We start from the raw sequence: 17600 nt of genomic DNA, 5'->3' as shown, positions 1-17600 counted from the left end.
CCCTGCGGGATGAAAACCCTAAGTGTAGAGCACCATTAGTAGGTTATCCCTGGCGGGTTGACCTCCGACTGCGCCACCGCTTCCCCCTGCTCGCCCCAGCGCGCCAGCACCTTCTGATAATCTCCGCGCTTAATCGCGCCGTCCAGCGCGGCCTGCAGCGCGTACACCAGCTCATTGCCTTTTTTGGTGGTGGTCGCGACATAGGCTTTTTTCGGCCCTAAACCGACAACGCGGGTTTTGCCGGTGAGCGCCGCTTTGTAGGCTGAAACCGACTGAGGGCCAAAGAACACGTCCGCCCTGCCGGACTGAATGTAGAGATTGCCCGAGGCATCGTCGTGAAGATAGACCGGCAGCGCGGGCGTCCGCCCCGCCTTTTTGTTCTCTTCGTTCCAGCCCAGCAGAATGCGCTCCTGATTCGTACCAGAGCCGACAATCACCTTTTTCCCCGCCAGATCTTCCGCGCTTTTGATTGACTGGATCTCGCTGGTGGATTTCACCGAAAACGCCAGCGAATCGACGCGGTAGGTCGCAAAATCAAACTTCTCTTTACGCTGTTCGGTCACCGCAATGTTCACCAACGCCACGTCGTAGCGCCCGGAGGCGATCCCCAGCGGCCAGTCTTCCCACGCCGTCGGCACCAGCTTCAGCTTTAGCCCCAGGCTGCCCGCCAGCAGGCGGGCGATATCCGGATCGCTGCCAATACGCGTACGGTTATCGCTGGCCAGCAGCGCCAGCGGCGGAGAATTCAGCGCCGAAACGGCGACCGTCAGCGTACCCGGCTCAACGAATTTATAATTGGCGGGGATCTTCGCCACGGCCTGCCGATCCACCGTTACCGGCAGCGGCTGTTCGTTGGCTTTCAAATCAATGCTGGCGTGGCTCGCCGTCGTGAAGACCAGCCCCGCCAGAAGTCCATATTTCATTGGCGCTCCTTACAAGACTTTGGAGAGGAACTGTCGCGTTCGCGCATGTGACGGACGGTTTAATACCTCGTCACTGCTTCCCTGCTCGACGATTTTTCCGTCGACCATAAACACCACCTGATCCGCCACTTCCCGGGCAAAGCCGATCTCGTGGGTCACCACCACCAGCGTGGTGCCGGACCGGGCCAGCTTTTTGATCACGTCCAGCACTTCCCCCACCAGCTCCGGATCCAGCGCCGAGGTGGGCTCATCGAACAGCATCACCCGAGGGCGTAACGCCAGCGCGCGGGCAATGGCAATACGCTGCTGCTGGCCGCCGGAAAGATGGCGTGACCAGGCATCGGCTTTATCCCGCAGCCCAACCACGTCCAGCAGGCTGTACGCCCTTTCCACCGCCTCTTTTTTGCTGAGCTTTTTATGCGCGATAGGCGCCTCTATCAGGTTTTCCAGCACCGTGAGATGGGGAAAGAGATTGAAGTTCTGGAACACATAGCCCACGTTGACGCGCTGTTTGAGGATCTCCTTCTCCTTTAGCTCATAGAGCTTATCGCCCTGACGACGATAGCCAATGTAATCCCCGTCAATCTGGATAAAGCCTTCGTCGACGCGCTCCAGGTGATTAATGGTGCGCAGCAGCGTCGATTTACCGGAGCCGGACGGCCCGAGGATCACCGTCACGGACCCTGGCGGGATCTCAAGCGAAACGTTGTCGAGCGCCTTATGGCGGCCAAAAAACTTGCTGACGCCGGTAATTGAAATATGTCCTTCAGGAGAGGCTTGCATGGACGGGCTCCTGTGCTGGCGTGGTGGTGACAGAACGGGTACGACGGGTGGCACGGTTCTGGTTAACGGCAGAGCGGCGTTCGCTGCGGGCAAGCGCGCGTTCGACGCCATACTGGATAGCGGACAGGACGGTGGTGATCGCCAGGTACCAGGCAGCACCGACCATCAGCAGCGGGATCACCTCCTGCGTGCGGTTGTAGATCATCTGGATGGTATAGAACAGCTCCGGCATCGCCAGGACATACACCATCGCCGTGCCCTTGGCGAGGCTGATGATTTCATTGAACCCCGACGGCAGGATGGTACGCAGCGCCTGAGGCAAAATGATGCGCACCGTGCGGCGCCAGGCCGGGAGTCCGAGCGCGGCGGCGGCCTCGTACTGCCCGTGATCGACCCCCAGGAATCCGCCGCGAATGATCTCGGCGGTATAGGCGCTCTGCACCAGGGTTAGCCCCACCACGGCGGTAGAAAACTGCCCCAGCACGTTGATGGTTTCAAAGCTGCCCCAGGTGATGCCGGTGAACGGCACGCCGAGAGAGAGCGTGTCGTAGAGATAGGAAAAGTTGTACAGAACGATCAGCACCACAATCAGCGGCAGCGATCGAAACAGCCAGATGTACCCCCATGCCAGGCTGCTCAGAAGCCATGACGAGGACAGTCTCGCCAGCGCCAACATGCCGCCCAACACCACGCTCAGCGCGGTGCCGATCAGCGTCAGCAGCAGGGTCTGCCCGACGCCTTCGAGGATAACCGGGTCAAAGAACCAGCGGGCGAAGACCGCCCACTCCCAGCGCGGGTTAAAGGCCACGGACTGAATCACGACCGCCAGGACAAACAGCGCCACCGCGGCGCCGACGGTCCGCAGCGGATAACGCGCCGGGACCACCTTAATGGTTTCAACGTTGCTCATCGTCGTTCCTCATGCGGTTTTACTGAACGCTTCGCGTACCAGCGTTTTGGTGAAGCGCAGCCGACCGTCAAACGGCGGCTGGCTGTACTCTTCCGGATCCCGGTTCAGATCGAACTGAGGCTGATAGCCCTGGCTGATATAGAGCCTGACCGCTTCCGGCTGGCGAAAACCGGTTGTCAGGTAGATTTGGCTATATCCTGCCAGCACCGCCCTGCGCTCAAGCTCCTGCACCACGCGCCCGGCAAGCCCCTGCTGACGCAGGGTTTTGTCCGTCCAGATGCGTTTGATTTCCGCGGTGCGTTCGTCGAAAGGTTTGTACGCGCCGGTGGCGATAATTTTCCCGTCGCGCTCCAGCACGATAAACAGCCCCTGCGGCGCTAAATACCACTCGGTGAGTTCCACCTCCGCGTCTTTAGAGAAGTAGTCGCCGTAACGGGCAGCATATTCACCGAACAGCCCCTCAATGATGGGCTGGAGCTCGGCATCCTCCGGGGAAACGTCACGAAATCGTTCGCTCATGCAGCCTCCTTAATCGCCCAGGCCAGCCGGGTTCACTTCGGACTGAGGAATGCGCTCAACGCCTTCCCCCCAGCGGTTCAGCACTTTGTCGTAATCGCCGTTTTTGATCACGCCGTTCAGCGCGGTTTGCACCGGCTCAACCAGCCCGCTGCCTTTTTTCAGCGTCACGGCAATGTGCGCCGCCTTCGGCCAGCCGCCGTCCACGCTACCCACCAGTTTGGTTTTCCCGTTCAGCGCCGCTTTCCAGGCGCCAATCACGTTCGGGCCAAAGTAGGCATCCGCGCGTCCGGACTGCAGTGCCAGCGTTTGTGCCGCATCGTCTTTGGTATAGATCGGGGTAAAGGGCTTCAGCCCCTTCTTCAGGTTTTCGGCATTCCATGCGAGCAGGATGGCCTCCTGGTTGGTGCCGGAGCCGACGATAATCCGCAGCCCGGCGATGTCCTCAGCCTTCTCAAGCGACTTGATCGGGCTGGTTGATTTCACGTAGAACCCGAGGGAATCTTTTCGGTAGGTGGCAAAGTCAAACTTCTCTTTACGCTCTTTGGTGACGGTGATGTTGCTGATGGCGGCATCATATTTCCCGGAGGCCACGCCCAGCGGCCAGTCTTCCCAGGAGGTCGGCACCACGTTCAGCTCCAGCCCCAGGCTGTCAGCGACCAGACGGGCGACGTCCACCTCACTTCCCAGCAGCGTTTTGTTGTCATCGGAAAACACCGTCAGCGGCGGTTGATTGAGGCCCGCCACCGCCACGGTAAATTTCCCCGGCACGGCGAAGCGATAATCTTTTGGCAGCTGTGCCACCGCCTCGCCATTTTTGACGGTATTAACCGGCGTTTTATTGGCCTCGATGCTCACGCCGGTGCCGTTAATATTCACATTCTCTGCCCAGACGGCAGGGGTAAAGGCCAGCGCGAGCGCCAGAATAAGCGATGTTTTCTGCATAGCGGTGTTCTCTTTTATTGTTGTGTGAATTGATTTTTAGGTTCGTCTAAACCCAGACTTTCGCGCAGCATGGTGCCCGGGTAGTCGGTACGGAACAGGCCGCGCGCCTGTAAAACAGGTACCACCAGGTCAACAAAGCGCGGGAAGGTGTCCGGCGTACCGCCCTGAATGATGAAGCCGTCTGCGGCATAGCCTTCAAACCAGGCCTGCAGGCCGTCTGCCACCTCTTCCGGCGTACCGGAAAAGCGCGGGCGCGTTGATGCGGCTTCCAGCGCTACCTGACGCAGGGTTAAGTTGCGCTCTGCGGCATTACGCTTAATTTCATCGGTGGTGCTGCGGAAGCTGTTTTTGCCTAAGTCGCCGATATCCGGGAACGGCTCGTCGAGCGGATACTGGCTGAAATCGTGATGTTCAAAATAACGCCCGAGGTAGTTGAGGGCATCGTTAATCGACACCAGCGCCGCCGTGGTTTGATACTGGTTCTCCACGTCGTCGGCGTCTTTACCCACAATCACGCTGACGCCCTGGAAAATATGTAAATCTGACGCGCGGCGTCCGTTAGTTTCCAGCTGCTGCTTCACGTCGCGATAAAACGCTTTTGCCTCATCGAGCGTTTCGTGATGGGTAAAAATGGCGTCGGCATGTTTCGCCGCCAGCTTTTTCCCGTCGTCCGACGCGCCCGCCTGAAAGACAATCGGTCGTCCTTGCGGCGTTCGACCAATATTCAGCGGCCCGGCGACCTGGAAGAAATCACCGTGGTGGTCCAGGGTATGCAGTTTTGCCGAATCAAAGAATTGGCCGCTCTCTTTATTGCGCACAAAGGCGTCGCCTTCCCAGGAATCCCACAGCCCTTTCACCACGTCGAGATACTCATCCGCAATGCGATAGCGCAGCGCATGCTCGGGGTGTTTTTCGCGGGAAAAGTTCTTTGCCGACCCTTCCAGCGGCGAAGTCACCACGTTCCAGCCCGCGCGTCCGTTGCTGAGGTGGTCGAGGCTGGCGAACTGGCGCGCCGTGGTGAAGGGTTCGCTGTAGGAGGTGGATAAGGTTCCCACCAGCCCCAGGTGCGAGGTGATGCTGGCGAGAGCGGATAACACCGTCAGCGGTTCAAAGCGGTTTAAAAAATGCGGGATCGATTTCTCGTTTATATAAAGACCGTCGGCAACGAATAAAAAATCGAGTTTACCCTCCTCCGCCTTTAACGCCGTCGCTTTGACGAAATCAAAATTGATACTGGCATCGGCGACGGCCTCAGGGTGACGCCAGGCGGACATATTTCCGGATGCACCATGCAAAATGGTCCCCAGCCGCAGTTGACGATGTGCAGACATATTCACCTCTTAAGAATTAAACGTGTTGCAGGGCTTTTTCCGCAAGCTCTGCAAAATAGCGGGCAGCGGGCTCAATTAAGGCTTCATCCGGATTGAAGGCCGGATGATGTAAACCATACGGGCTGTTGCTACCGATGCTGACAAACGCCCCCGGGATCTGCTGCAGATAGACCGCGAAATCTTCCCCACCCATATGCAGCTCGGCGTGCCGGGTTTCATATCCGGCGTCCCGGGCGACCGAGGTGGCGAAATCGGCCCAGCGTTCGTCATTCACCAGCGCGGTGGGCCCGGCATACCAGGTGATATCAATCTGTGCGCTAAAGGCGCTGGCAAACCCGGCGGCGATTTCGCCCACGCGGGCTTTCACGTTCTGCTGCACTTCCGTGCGATGGGTGCGCAGCGTGCCTTCCAGCTCGACGCTTTCCGGCAGCACGTTCCAGGTGTTACCGCCTGCAATGCGCGTCACGCTCAGCACCACCGAGTCCAGCGTATTGACGTTGCGGCTGGCGACGCTTTGCAGCGCCGTCACCAGCTGGCTCGCCAGCACAATGGCGTCGTTGCCTTCGTGCGGACGTGCGGCGTGCGCGCCCTTACCGGTAATGCGGATCACGAAGCGATCGACGTTGGCATAAAATGGCCCGCCGCGGGTAGCGAACTCACCGACCGGCAGGCCGGGCTCGTTATGCATGCCGAAGATGGCGCTGACGTCACGCAGGGCACCGGCGCGCACCATGCTCTTCGCACCGCCAAAGTTCTCTTCGGCAGGTTGAAACAGGATCCGAACGCGGCCGTTAAGCGACGCTTCCCGCTCTTTCAGCTTCAACGCGGCGCCGAGGATCACGCTGGTGTGGATATCGTGCCCGCAGGCATGCATTACGCCTGCACGCTGCGAGCTAAACGGCACGCCGCTGCGCTCTTCAATCGGCAGAGCGTCGATATCTGCCCGCAGCGCAATCAGTTTGCTGCCCGAGCCGATTTCCGCCACCAGTCCGGTAGACAGATCGTAAGGCTGCGGGGTAATCCCGGCGTTCGTCAGCCACTGGCGCAGGCGCGTCGTGGTCTCCACTTCCTGGCCGGAAAGCTCCGGGTTCTGGTGCAACTCGCGACGCCAGGCAATCAGCTGTTCGCCAAAGCTCATACGGTAACCTCCCTGTTAAGACGCGCCTCGGCCAGCAGGCGCAGCGACGCGACGCGCGTTGCTCCCTCCGCTACCGGCGTGTCGATGATAAATTCGTCAATGCCCCACTGCTGGTGCAGCGCGTTGAGCTGTTCAAGTACCGACTCAGCCGTACCGGCCAGCAGCGACTGCGCCCGGCGTGCAATGCGCACCGGCTCGCTGCCCGCCTGACGCGCAAAGGCGTAGGCCTGCTCTTCGCTGGCCACGGTGACACGCTGGCCGTTTGCCAGCTCAACGCCCCACACTTCGACCTTTTGCGCCAGGGCTTCTGCCTCGGCCTGCGTCGGCGCGACAATCGCCTGTACCGCCACAATCACGTCCCGCGTGCTGCTCTTACGCCAGGTCGATACCACCTCGCGCAGCAGTTCCGGGTCACCGTTCAGATGCGCGGCAAAAACAAAGTGCCAGCCGAGCCCGGCGGCCAGCAGCGCGCTATCGGTACTCGCGCCCAGCAGAAAACGTTCTGCAGGCGACGGCGGCTGAGGCGTGGCGCGGACGGCATCCTCGGTTGACGGATGTTCAGGACGGATCCAGCGATCGAGCTGGGCCAGCTGTTCGGCGAAGCTGCCCTTTTCCTCTTGATTCATGCCCTGCTGCAGCGCACGCGTTGAGAGCGGTAAACCGCCGGGGGCTTTCCCGACGCCAAGATCCACGCGACCGGGCGCCAGCGCGGCCAGCACGTTGAAATTCTCGGCGACTTTATAAGGGCTGTAGTGCTGGAGCATCACGCCGCCGGATCCGACGCGGATGCGCGTTGTCTGCCCGAGGATCCAGGCAATCAGCAGCTCCGGTGAGGGGCTGGCAAGATGGGGAGTGTTGTGGTGTTCGGCAATCCAGAAGCGGTGATAGCCCAGATTTTCTGCCTGCTGCGCCAGCGCCAGCGTACGCGCCAGTGCATCGGCGGCCGTTTCGTTTTCAGCGATGGGGCTTTTATCCAGAATGCTGATTCGCCATGACATGTTGCGTTCTCGTTTGACTTAACATGTCGACATTATTAAAGGCGCATTTCACCACTGAGAAACAATTAATTTACATTTAGTTTGCCGGAAATCAGATATATAAAACCATGCTAAGAATAAGACTTTAAGGAGGCAATCAGCGTTTCCGCCTGCCCGCGGCGGGTTATGCGGACAAAACGAATATGGCCATATTGCGGGTTTTGCAGATCGGCTTCATAACGCGTGCGGTTGTTACGCCACGTTTTCATCGTCCAGATGAGAATGGACTCTTTACTGAAGAACGCTCGACGGAAACTCTCTTTGTTCCCGGTTCCGGGCCAAAGCTCGCGTTTATGCCAGGCCCGTTTGATTGCCCTGTTGACGGCCTGCCAGAGGGTGCGGGCAAACCCATAATCCACCCACACCACAACGTCTACATTGCGCCATTTAACGGGCCGCGTGCGGTTATAGTTGCCGTCGAGCACCCAGTCAGGCGACGCCTGTAGCGCCTGCTCCAGCTTTTCCTGAAACACATCGTCCGGCGTGCCCTGCCAGTCGGGCCGCCAGTAGAGTCTGTCCATCTCGATATAGGGAATAGCCAGTTCGGTCGCAATCTGCTTCGCCAGCGTGCTTTTTCCGCTCCCGCTGGTTCCGATGACGTTAATTTTCACCTCAGCCTCACTGTGTTAACGAAAATTGACCAAATGATAGCGTTTTCATCCTGTTAACGAAACGCTATTTCAGCATGGCAATTTTTCCGGGGAGGCGATCTCCCCCTTTTAGTTTGGCTTATGTCATTTATTTGCAGCGCCAACCAAAGACGCCCTTTAAAATATTTTCATTTTTATTACATTCGGCAAAATTAACAATTTAAAAATAATGAGCAAGGCTATTTCGAACAGTCTTAATTTCAGAGAGAATAGACCGCAGGCAGTTATAAAAATAATCGCATTAATCTTACCTGAACGTTTTCAGGGCATTTTTTATTCTCGCACATCATCATGGAGCTACTCATGAGGCGTAACACTCCCGTTACACAAAACGAGTATTTGCTTAACGATGGTTCGACGTTAATGTCGACCACCGATACAAAAAGTCATATTACCTATGCTAATTCCGCTTTTATTGAAGCCAGCGGATATAAAGAAGAACATCTTCTGGGCGAGCCGCATAACCTCATCCGCCATCCCGACATGCCTGCCGAAGCGTTTGGCGACATGTGGTTTACCCTGCAGCAGGGTGAGACCTGGACGGGGCTGGTGAAGAACCGTCGTCACAATGGCGATCACTACTGGGTGCGGGCTAACGTGACGCCGGTCTGGCAGGATGAAAGCCTGACGGGCTATATCTCCGTGCGAAATATCCCCGCGCGGGAAGAGATCGCGGCCAGCGAAAAACTGTATGCAAAAGTGCGTAATAACGAATTAAAACATCATCGTTTTTATAAAGGGCTGTTAATTCGGCGCGGTTTATTTTCTTTTATGTCGCTTTTTAAATGTCTTAGTACCCCTAAGCGAATCCATCTGGGTATTGCGACGACGGCGTTACTCTCCTGCCTGGCGGTGTATTTATTCCCTGATAAACTTGTGCAGTCGGGGAGTCTGGTGCTGCTGTTGACTTGCCTGGCTTATTATCTCCATGCGCAGATCGCCCGGCCGGTAAAATCCATTGTGCAGCAGATGCAGCGCGTGGTTTCAGGACGTAAAACGGACTATTACCATTTTGACAGGATCGATGACATCGGGCTGATGATGCGCCTGGTCAATCAATCCGGTTTGAACCTGAATTCGCTGGTTGACGATGTCGGGGCGCAAATCAGCGGTATTGGCACCATCAGCCAGCAGGTCGCGAAAGAAGGTGCAGCGCTGCAGACGCGTTCAGAAGAGACCGCAGACTTTCTGCAGCAAACCGCGTCGGCGGTGGAAGAGATCGCCAGCGCGGTGAAGCAGACGGCAGAAACCGCGAAAGAAGCCACGGAGATGGCGGATCGCACCCGCGACAGCGCCCACTGCGGCGAAGCGATGATGAAAGAGACTATCGGTATGATGCAATCTGTGTCGCAGGATAACAGTCAGATCGTCGATATTATCAGCGTTATCGATCGCATCGCTTTTCAGACCAACATTCTTGCGCTGAATGCTGCCGTGGAAGCGGCGCGCGCAGGTGAAGCCGGGCGCGGTTTTGCCGTGGTGGCGGCCGAGGTGCGCAACCTTGCGCAGCACTCCGCGACGGCGGCGAAAGAGATCAAAGCGCTGATTGAGAAAAACGTCGCCAGCGTCAACGCGGGCGTGGAAAAAGTGGAACAGACCGAAACGCAGCTGACGGTTATGATCGACAACGTGCTGCGGGTCTCCTCCCTGATTAAGGAGATCGGCCACGCCACGCAGGAGCAAACCCAGGCGCTGACGCTCATCAACGCATCCATCTCCCGTATCGGCGCAATGACACACAACAATACGGGGATGGTGGATAACGTCGCTCACGCCGCGAATCATCTGACGCAGCGCACGACGCGCCTGCAGCAGGCGATTGCCGTTTTTGGCGGTTAGCCGTTCGGGTACTGCTCGTCGGTGACTTTTTCCAGCCATGCTACCGGGCTGCCGTTAACGGATTCGGCGATAGCAATATGCGTCATCGCCGTTTGCGCGCTTGCGCCGTGCCAGTGCTTTACGCCGGGTGGGATCCAGGCGATATCCCCCTGATTCAAGATTTCCGCCGCTTCGCCCCACTCCTGTAACCAGCCGCGACCCTGCGTCACAATCAGCGTTTGCCCAAGGGGATGCGTATGCCACGCGGTGCGCGCGCCCGGCTCGAAGGTCACGGTTGCTCCGCCAACGCTGGCAGGTTCGCTCGCCTGGAATGGCGCGTCAATGCGGACGGTGCCGGTGAACCAGGCTTCCGGTCCCTTTGCTGAAGGTAATGACCCGCTGCGGATAATTTTCATCTTTTGCTCCTCGTTTACTGTTGCGTTAACAGTAGCGCAAAGCAATCCGGAGCATTAGCATGCATAATCAGATAGGAAATATGATTCAAATTCATAAATAGAGGCAATCGCGATGCTAAAAGATAATTTCAACGACCTGCTCTCTTTTATGGTAGTCGCCCGCGAGCGCAGCTTTACGCGCGCAGCGGCGCAGCTGGGCGTCTCGCAATCGGCGCTAAGCCACGCCATGCGCAAGCTTGAAGCGCGGCTCGACGTTCGCCTTTTAACCCGCACAACCCGCAGCGTTGTTCCCACTCAGGCAGGTGAGCAGCTCTTTACGCGCTTAAGCCCGCATTTGCTGGAGATCGAGCAGGAGCTCACGGCGCTTCGCAGCGCGCGCAACAAACCCGCAGGCTCTATCCGCATCGTCGCTGGCGAGCACGCGATGGACGTCGTGCTCTGGCCGGTACTGAAGGCGTTTATGGTGCAGTATCCTGAGATTAACGTCGAAGTGACGGTAGATAACGGCCTGACGGATATCGTTGATGGCCGTTTCGACGCGGGAGTTCGCCTGGGTGAACAGGTGGCAAAAGATATGATTGCGGTACGGATCGCGCCAGATATGCGCATGGCCGTGGTCGGTTCCGCGGATTATCTGGCACGCTTAGGCGTTCCGCAGACGCCGGAGCAGCTCGCTGACCACCGCTGTATCAATATGCGCCTGCCCACGCGCGGGGGATTGTATCACTGGGAGTTTGAGCGCGACGGGCGCGAGCTTCGCGTGCGGGTTGAGGGGCAGCTTACGCTGAGCAACCTGTCGCAGCGCATCGACGCCGCTGAGAATGGACTCGGACTCGCCTACGTACCGGAGGCGTCGGTTCTGGGGGCGCTGAGTGACGGACGGCTGGTCAGGGTTCTTGAAGCGTGGTGCCCGACTTTTGAGGGGTATCATCTTTATTATCCGAGCCGTCGCCAGCACACTACCGCGTTCAGGTTACTGTTAGATGCTCTGCAGCAGTCAAAATCTTGACCACCTGGTAATAATTAAGAAAATCTGATGATTTAATAATCAACCCGTCAACTGTTTTGTATAAAAACTCACCACGATTCAGCGCGTTGCGATCGCCGTCTGCTCTGACCACACGATTTCCTTCGACGTGCATCACTTTCGGCAAGGTTATATTTTGCGTCGCTTATGAATTGCAGGTAGGATGCCTCGCCATGTTTCGCCTTATCCATACGCAGAATGACTGGGAAGGCGACATGTGTTTGTGCAGAAGCAATCGTTTGTATTGCGCTCTGCCAGGCAGGACTATCACGATAATGGTTCAGACAGGCAAACAGGTAACTCAATGAAAACAAGCAATAAAAGCGCAGCCGATCATCATGCTGCTAAACGTCGCTGGTTGAACTCCCACGAAGAGGGCTACCACAAAGCGATGGGCAACCGTCAGGTTCAAATGATCGCCATCGGCGGCGCTATCGGAACGGGTCTGTTTTTAGGTGCTGGTGCGCGTCTGCAAATGGCTGGCCCGGCTCTCGCCCTGGTCTATCTGGTGTGCGGGATCTTCTCTTTCTTCATTCTACGCGCGCTGGGCGAACTGGTACTGCATCGCCCTTCCAGCGGAAGTTTCGTCTCTTACGCCCGTGAATTCCTCGGTGAAAAAGCGGCCTACGTTGCGGGCTGGATGTACTTCGTCAACTGGGCGATGACCGGTATTGTCGATATCACCGCCGTTGCGCTGTACATGCACTACTGGGGCGCGTTCGGTGACGTTCCGCAGTGGGTGTTTGCGCTTGGCGCGCTGGCCATTGTCGGCACCATGAACATGATCGGCGTGAAGTGGTTCGCGGAGATGGAGTTCTGGTTTGCGCTGGTAAAAGTGCTGGCCATTGTGATTTTCCTGGTCGTGGGTACCGTCTTCCTCGGCAGCGGCAAGCCGCTGGACGGCAATGCCACCGGCTTCCACCTGATAACCGATAACGGCGGATTCTTCCCGCACGGTCTGCTGCCTGCGCTGGTCCTGGTTCAGGGCGTCGTGTTCGCCTTCGCCTCCATTGAACTGGTGGGCACCGCAGCAGGTGAATGTAAAGATCCGCAGACGATGGTGCCAAAAGCCATCAACAGCGTAATCTGGCGTATCGGTCTGTTCTACGTCGGTTCCGTGGTGCTGCTGGTTCTGCTGCTGCCATGGACTGCCTATCAGGCGGGTCAGAGTCCATTTGTGACCTTCTTCTCTAAGCTGGGCGTACCTTACGTTGGCAGCATCATGAACATCGTGGTGCTGACGGCAGCGCTCTCCAGCCTGAACTCCGGCCTTTACTCTACCGGTCGTATCCTGCGCTCTATGTCGATGGGCGGTTCCGCGCCGAAGTTCATGTCGAAGATGAGCAAGCAGCAGGTTCCCTATGCGGGGATTCTGGCAACGCTGGTGGTTTACGTCTTTGGCGTGTTCCTGAACTATCTGGTGCCGTCCCGCGTATTTGAGATCGTTCTGAACGTGGCTGCACTGGGGATTATCGCCTCCTGGGCCTTTATTGTGGTCTGCCAGATGCGTCTGCGCAAAGCGATCAAAGAAGGCAAGGCGGCTGATGTGAGCTTCAAGATGCCGGGCGCACCGGTGACCTCCTGGCTCACCCTGCTGTTCCTGTTCAGCGTGCTGGTGCTGATGGCGTTCGACTACCCGAACGGTACTTACACCATCGCGACCATTCCGCTGCTGGCTGTGCTACTGATTGCCGGTTGGTTCGGCGTGCGTAAGCGCGTTCACGAGATCCACAGCACCGCGCCGGTTCATCACGACGATGAAAAACACGACGCGCCGCTGGTAGAAGAAACCTCGCGTTAATAAAAAAGCCGGGTGGCGGCTTCGCCTTACCCGGCCTACTTCTCATGGTTTTGTCGGCCCGGTAAGCGCAGCGCCACCGGGCAATTCCCACCTTAAAGCGCGATACGAATGACGTCGTCAGGCTGAGTGGCTTCCTGCTGGCGGGTGGATTTTTGTTTCACCGTCACGTACAGGGTTTTGCCATCCGCAGAGAGAGCCAGGCTGTTCGGGTAAACCGGCGTGTCGAACGTTTTGGTCACCTTGTAGGTTTTCGCGTCAATCACGCTCACCTTGCCCGCTTCGCGGTGCGTCACATAGGCTTCATTGCGGGCCGGGTTAAACAGGACCGCCAGGGATTCCGGCGCGGCGATTTTCTCGATCACGCTGCCGTCTTTCAGGTTCACCACCAGCACTTCCGGCTGTTTTGAATCCGTCAGGAACGCACGCTGACCGGCGGTGTCGAGGCTCAGGTTCAGGTAGAAGTGCTCTTTACCGTCATCCTGCACTTTTTTACGGCTCAGGATTTTATTCGTGGCCGTATCAATCGTCACCAGCTCACCGTCCGCATTCGTGGTATAGAGGCGTTTCGCCTGTGCATCCAGCGCCAGGCCGGTGCTATAGGTACCGGTATTGGCAATGGTCTCTTTCAGCTTCAGCGTTGCGCCATCCACCACCCAAATCACGCTCTCTTTGCCGACACCGGTGATGTAAATCGTGTTGCTCGCGTCATCCGCCACCAGCTGGCGCGGCTGCAGCGGTTTGACGGTTTCACTGCGCTGGCGATTATCGAGCACCAGACGCCCTTTCACGTCGCCCGTTTTCGCATCGATGGCCGTCACCGCGCCGTTGATGGTGTTGCCAAACCACAGGGTTTGCGTCGCGCCGTCGAGAGTGGCGCCAAAGGGTTTGAGATCGCTATGAATCGCCTGCGTCACGTCCAGCGTGACCGGATCAAGGCGATAGATAACCCCGCCCTTATCGGTTTTGCGGCTTTGCGACGTCGCCACCCACAGCGCATTCTCCTGCTGGCTGACCGCCATTTCATACGCCCCTTTGCCCACCGCTTTACGCAGAACCTCTTCGGCGGCATGCACCTGGAACGTTCCGGCAAGCAGTAAAGTGGCAGACAGCAGTGACAGGCTCAGACGCGGCGAGCACAGATGACGTAAAGACATAACAATTCCTTTTCTGAAAAGAGGGGTTTCCGCTGACATCACTTCCGACAGGCAACGTCATGGCATCGCCTTTTGATAATGAGAATAGTAATCATTAATCAACTGAATGTGGAGTTTTTCTTTCGCGTCTCGCCTTTCATTAACGCAATGTGCGGTTATAGTTTTCAAAACATTTACAAAACCTTTAACATGTATGGACATGTTCCATTTGGTTCGTTTATACACCACAACCGGTTTTATTCATGAAAATCATTTCTGCCCGTAAGGCCTCTCTCCCGCTGCTGCTGGTTCCCGTTACTTTCGCGCCGCTAACCGCAATGAGCGCGGAGGAACAAACCATGATCGTCAGCGCCACGCCGCAAACCGTATCGGAACTGGATACCCCGGCCGCGGTCAGCGTCGTCAATGGCGATGACATGCGCCACGCCGCGCCTCGCATCAACCTGTCTGAATCCCTCGGCAGCGTTCCGGGACTGCAAATTCAGAACCGCCAGAACTATGCCCAGGACCTCCAGCTTTCGATGCGCGGGTTTGGCGCCCGCTCAACGTTTGGCGTGCGCGGTATCCGTATGTACGTCGACGGTATCCCTGCCACCATGCCGGACGGACAGGGCCAGACCTCCAACATCGATCTCTCCAGCGTGGAGAGCGTTGAAGTGCTGCGCGGCCCCTTCTCTGCCCTTTATGGCAACGCTTCTGGCGGCGTGATTAACATCAACACCCAGACCGGGCAGCAGCCGCCGACCATTGAAGCCAGCAGCTATTACGGCAGTTACGGTACCTGGCGCTACGGCATGAAGGCCACCGGTGCGATGGGTGACGGCACCCACGCGGGCGATGTGGATTACACCGTTTCCACCACCCGCTTCACCACCAAAGGCTACCGTGACCACAGCGGCGCGCGGAAGAACCTGGCCAATGCAAAGCTGGGCGTGCGTATTGATGACGTCAGCAAGCTGACGCTTATCTTTAACAGCGTGGACATGAAGGCCAACGATCCGGGCGGGCTGAGCTATCAGGAGTGGCAGAATAATCCGCGTCAGTCTCCGCGCGGCGATCAGTACAACACCCGCAAGACCATCAAACAGACCCAGGCCGGTCTGCGCTACGATCGCCAGCTCAGCACGCAGGACGACCTCAGCGTGATGATGTATGCCGGTGAGCGTGAAATGACGCAGTACCAGTCGATTCCCTATCAGCCGCAGCTGAAACCTTCCCACTCCGGCGGGGTGATTGATATGCAGCGCCACTATCAGGGAATTGATACCCGCTGGACGCACCGCGGCGAGCTGCTGGTGCCGGTGACGTTTACCACCGGCCTGAACTACGAAAACCTGAGCGAAGATCGTCGCGGATACGAGAACTTCGTGATGAACAACGGCGTGCCGGATTACGGCGTGAAGGGTGACAAGCGTCGAAACGAACGTAACCTGATGTGGAACGTCGATCCTTACCTGCAAAGCAGCTGGCAGCTGACGCAAAAACTGTCCGTGGATGCGGGGGTGCGCTACAGCTCGGTCTGGTTTGATTCCAACGACCATTACGTTACGCCGGGCAACGGCGATGACAGCGGTGACGCGAGCTATCACAAGTGGCTCCCTGCCGGTTCCGTGAAGTATGCCGTGACGGACGCGTGGAACCTGTACGCCGCCGCAGGGCGCGGCTTTGAAACGCCAACCATCAACGAACTCTCCTACCGCGCCGATAACCAGGGCGGTCTGAACATTGGCCTGAAGCCGTCCACGAACAACACGTACGAAGTGGGCAGCAAAACCCGCATCGGCAATGGCCTGCTGACCGCTGCCCTGTTCCGCACCGATACGGATGATGAGATCGTGGTGGATGCCAGCTCTGGCGGACGTACCAGCTATAAAAATGCCGGTAAAACCCGTCGTCAGGGTGTGGAAGTCTCCCTCGACCAGCAGTTTGCTGAGAACTGGAAGCTGAAGCTGGCGTGGACCTACCTGGACGCGACCTACCGCACCAACGTCTGCGGCGACGCAGACTGTAACGGTAATCGTATGCCGGGCATCGCCCGCAACATGGGCTACGCCTCGTTTGGCTGGCAGCCTGAAGAAGGCTGGTACGCGGGTTCTGACGTGCGCTATATGAGCGATATCATGGCCGACGACGAGAACACGGCGAAAGCGCCGTCGTATACGGTGGTCGGGCTGAACACCGGGTATAAATTCAACTACGGCAACTGGGGCATGGACGTCTTTGGCCGCGTCGATAACCTGTTCGATAAAGAGTACGCGGGCTCGGTTATTGTCAACGAGTCCAACGGCCGTTATTACGAACCAGCACCAGGCCGTAACTACGGGGTCGGGCTGTCGGTCTCTTATCGCTTCGAGTAAGCAAAAAGAAACGTTTATTTTATTAATGAAATAACCCTCCTGATGGCTTATTGCCATCAGGAGTTATTCACCAGATAAATAATTAGGTGCGGTATATAGTCGCTCTGTTAAATAATCTCTTAGTTAAAATATTGTCGCTGTAAAAGCAAATTCGCTTCATCAATCACCTTATCAATCGCCTTCTTACAGGCAGCAACATCTCTTCGCCCAAGGGCGGAAAGGAGTTCGTCATAGTGATATGTCGACGCTTTGATGTCGTTAAGCTCCTGATGCAGATAGTTCATACAGGGCCCGATGCGCACCCAGAGCTGTTCAATTAAGGCATTAAGCGTCGGCATTTCCGCATACTGATAAAGCGTAAAGCGGAAGACGCGGTTCGCATGAAGCGCCTGCTGAACGTTTCCGTTGCGCATGGCCTCATGGAATGCCTCTGACATTTTGCGCAACGCCTCCAGCTTGCCTTCTGACATATTCTGGCACGCTGCGGCGACCGCCATCGGCTCAAGCTGTTTTCTGATGGCGTTAATCTCGTTATAACGCTCCAGCGTTACTTCCGGAACCAGAAAGGCCTGCGCGGGCGTGGCGTGTAACGCCCCTGATGACACCAGGCGTAAAAGCGCCTCGCGAACCGGGGTAATACTGGTTCCTAATTTATCGGCGATCTCTTTCGTAATCAGTCGTGCCCCAGGTTTGAGGGAGCCCGTAATTAACGCGCCTTTCAAACTGAGTTCAACTTGCATGGTAAGACTGATCCTTTGGGCTTTTTCTAAGTGATCCAAATCAAGCATGTTCAA

Annotated in this window: 14 protein-coding genes and 1 pseudogene; 4 read left to right on the top strand and 11 right to left on the bottom strand. The window is 57.2% G+C overall.

What is annotated here, in order from left to right; genetic code table 11:
• Positions 1–35 precede the first annotated feature (35 nt).
• The 8 genes and pseudogenes from V4835_RS11305 to V4835_RS11270 all read right to left on the bottom strand — a co-directional run bounded on the left by V4835_RS11305 (position 36) and on the right by V4835_RS11270 (position 8194).
• The gene (locus V4835_RS11305; protein WP_039262855.1) at positions 36–923 is read right to left on the bottom strand and encodes an ABC transporter substrate-binding protein; all 888 of its coding nucleotides are present in this window, start codon (positions 921–923) and stop codon (positions 36–38) included.
• A 9-nt stretch (positions 924–932) separates the two neighbouring features.
• Positions 933–1706: an amino acid ABC transporter ATP-binding protein gene (locus V4835_RS11300; protein WP_023335851.1), complete on the bottom strand. Its 774-nt coding sequence runs from the start codon at positions 1704–1706 to the stop codon at positions 933–935.
• On the bottom strand, positions 1690–2616 hold the full coding sequence (locus V4835_RS11295) for an amino acid ABC transporter permease (protein ID WP_331412197.1): 927 nt from the start codon (positions 2614–2616) through the stop codon (positions 1690–1692). The genes V4835_RS11300 and V4835_RS11295 overlap by 17 nt, the downstream gene beginning before the upstream one ends.
• A 9-nt stretch (positions 2617–2625) precedes the next feature.
• On the bottom strand, positions 2626–3135 hold the full coding sequence (locus V4835_RS11290) for a GNAT family N-acetyltransferase (RefSeq protein ID WP_159514281.1): 510 nt from the start codon (positions 3133–3135) through the stop codon (positions 2626–2628).
• A 9-nt stretch (positions 3136–3144) separates the two neighbouring features.
• Positions 3145–5408: pseudogene (locus tag V4835_RS11285) on the bottom strand (NtaA/DmoA family FMN-dependent monooxygenase).
• Positions 5409–5424: 16 nt separating this feature from the next.
• The gene (locus tag V4835_RS11280) at positions 5425–6546 is read right to left on the bottom strand and encodes a M20 peptidase aminoacylase family protein (protein WP_159514284.1); all 1122 of its coding nucleotides are present in this window, start codon (positions 6544–6546) and stop codon (positions 5425–5427) included.
• Positions 6543–7544 (bottom strand): LLM class flavin-dependent oxidoreductase, encoded by a 1002-nt coding sequence (locus V4835_RS11275; RefSeq protein WP_331412196.1) that lies wholly within the window; start codon positions 7542–7544, stop codon positions 6543–6545. Before V4835_RS11275 ends, V4835_RS11280 begins: the two co-directional genes overlap by 4 nt.
• A 110-nt stretch (positions 7545–7654) precedes the next feature.
• Positions 7655–8194 carry an AAA family ATPase gene (locus V4835_RS11270; RefSeq protein ID WP_331412195.1) on the bottom strand — a complete coding sequence of 180 codons (540 nt, stop codon included), beginning with the start codon at positions 8192–8194 and terminating at the stop codon, positions 7655–7657.
• A 342-nt stretch (positions 8195–8536) separates the two neighbouring features.
• Between V4835_RS11270 and V4835_RS11265 the strand changes: the two genes are divergently transcribed.
• The gene (locus tag V4835_RS11265; RefSeq protein ID WP_331412194.1) at positions 8537–10072 is read left to right on the top strand and encodes a methyl-accepting chemotaxis protein; all 1536 of its coding nucleotides are present in this window, start codon (positions 8537–8539) and stop codon (positions 10070–10072) included.
• Here the strand turns inward: V4835_RS11265 and V4835_RS11260 are convergent.
• Positions 10069–10467, bottom strand: coding sequence for a (R)-mandelonitrile lyase (locus tag V4835_RS11260; RefSeq protein WP_331412193.1), 399 nt, complete (start codon positions 10465–10467; stop codon positions 10069–10071). The two genes, V4835_RS11265 and V4835_RS11260, sit on opposite strands and share 4 nt — an antisense overlap.
• A gap of 112 nt (positions 10468–10579) precedes the next feature.
• Between V4835_RS11260 and V4835_RS11255 the strand changes: the two genes are divergently transcribed.
• Both V4835_RS11255 and ansP read left to right on the top strand, forming a co-directional pair.
• Positions 10580–11476: a LysR family transcriptional regulator gene (locus V4835_RS11255; RefSeq protein WP_331412192.1), complete on the top strand. Its 897-nt coding sequence runs from the start codon at positions 10580–10582 to the stop codon at positions 11474–11476.
• A 322-nt stretch (positions 11477–11798) separates the two neighbouring features.
• Positions 11799–13295, top strand: a complete 1497-nt coding sequence (gene ansP / locus V4835_RS11250; RefSeq protein WP_047651051.1) for an L-asparagine permease — start codon at positions 11799–11801, stop codon at positions 13293–13295.
• A 92-nt stretch (positions 13296–13387) separates the two neighbouring features.
• On the opposite strand, the gene yncE is transcribed toward ansP, so the two are convergent.
• Positions 13388–14449: a 7-bladed beta-propeller protein YncE gene (yncE, locus tag V4835_RS11245; protein ID WP_039262863.1), complete on the bottom strand. Its 1062-nt coding sequence runs from the start codon at positions 14447–14449 to the stop codon at positions 13388–13390.
• A 242-nt stretch (positions 14450–14691) separates the two neighbouring features.
• Here yncE and pqqU point away from each other — a divergent pair, with 242 nt between their 5' ends.
• Complete coding sequence (pqqU, locus tag V4835_RS11240; protein ID WP_331412190.1) at positions 14692–16806, top strand: TonB-dependent receptor PqqU; 2115 nt, start codon at positions 14692–14694, stop codon at positions 16804–16806.
• Between the two features lie 119 nt (positions 16807–16925).
• Here pqqU and V4835_RS11235 read toward each other — a convergent pair whose 3' ends face one another.
• Positions 16926–17594: a GntR family transcriptional regulator gene (locus V4835_RS11235; RefSeq protein ID WP_331414113.1), complete on the bottom strand. Its 669-nt coding sequence runs from the start codon at positions 17592–17594 to the stop codon at positions 16926–16928.
• Positions 17595–17600 lie beyond the last annotated feature (6 nt).

Source organism: Enterobacter cloacae complex sp. CARB60 (assembly GCF_036487345.1).
Lineage (GTDB): Bacteria > Pseudomonadota > Gammaproteobacteria > Enterobacterales > Enterobacteriaceae > Enterobacter > Enterobacter asburiae_D.
The sequence above is the reverse complement of the archived record's forward strand: the minus strand, read 5'-3'. Positions and strand labels throughout refer to the sequence as shown.

Excerpts from the sequence above, each read along its gene's own strand:
- V4835_RS11295 (WP_331412197.1), bottom strand. The coding sequence starts at position 2,616 with ATGAGCAACGTTGAAACCATTAAGGTGGTCCCGGCGCGTTATCCGCTG.
- V4835_RS11235 (WP_331414113.1), bottom strand. The coding sequence starts at position 17,594 with ATGCTTGATTTGGATCACTTAGAAAAAGCCCAAAGGATCAGTCTTACC.
- V4835_RS11280 (WP_159514284.1), bottom strand. The coding sequence starts at position 6,546 with ATGAGCTTTGGCGAACAGCTGATTGCCTGGCGTCGCGAGTTGCACCAG.
- V4835_RS11275 (WP_331412196.1), bottom strand. The coding sequence starts at position 7,544 with ATGTCATGGCGAATCAGCATTCTGGATAAAAGCCCCATCGCTGAAAAC.
- V4835_RS11255 (WP_331412192.1), top strand. The coding sequence starts at position 10,580 with ATGCTAAAAGATAATTTCAACGACCTGCTCTCTTTTATGGTAGTCGCC.
- V4835_RS11305 (WP_039262855.1), bottom strand. The coding sequence starts at position 923 with ATGAAATATGGACTTCTGGCGGGGCTGGTCTTCACGACGGCGAGCCAC.
- yncE (WP_039262863.1), bottom strand. The coding sequence starts at position 14,449 with ATGTCTTTACGTCATCTGTGCTCGCCGCGTCTGAGCCTGTCACTGCTG.
- pqqU (WP_331412190.1), top strand. The coding sequence starts at position 14,692 with ATGAAAATCATTTCTGCCCGTAAGGCCTCTCTCCCGCTGCTGCTGGTT.
- V4835_RS11260 (WP_331412193.1), bottom strand. The coding sequence starts at position 10,467 with ATGAAAATTATCCGCAGCGGGTCATTACCTTCAGCAAAGGGACCGGAA.
- V4835_RS11300 (WP_023335851.1), bottom strand. The coding sequence starts at position 1,706 with ATGCAAGCCTCTCCTGAAGGACATATTTCAATTACCGGCGTCAGCAAG.
- V4835_RS11290 (WP_159514281.1), bottom strand. The coding sequence starts at position 3,135 with ATGAGCGAACGATTTCGTGACGTTTCCCCGGAGGATGCCGAGCTCCAG.
- V4835_RS11265 (WP_331412194.1), top strand. The coding sequence starts at position 8,537 with ATGAGGCGTAACACTCCCGTTACACAAAACGAGTATTTGCTTAACGAT.
- ansP (WP_047651051.1), top strand. The coding sequence starts at position 11,799 with ATGAAAACAAGCAATAAAAGCGCAGCCGATCATCATGCTGCTAAACGT.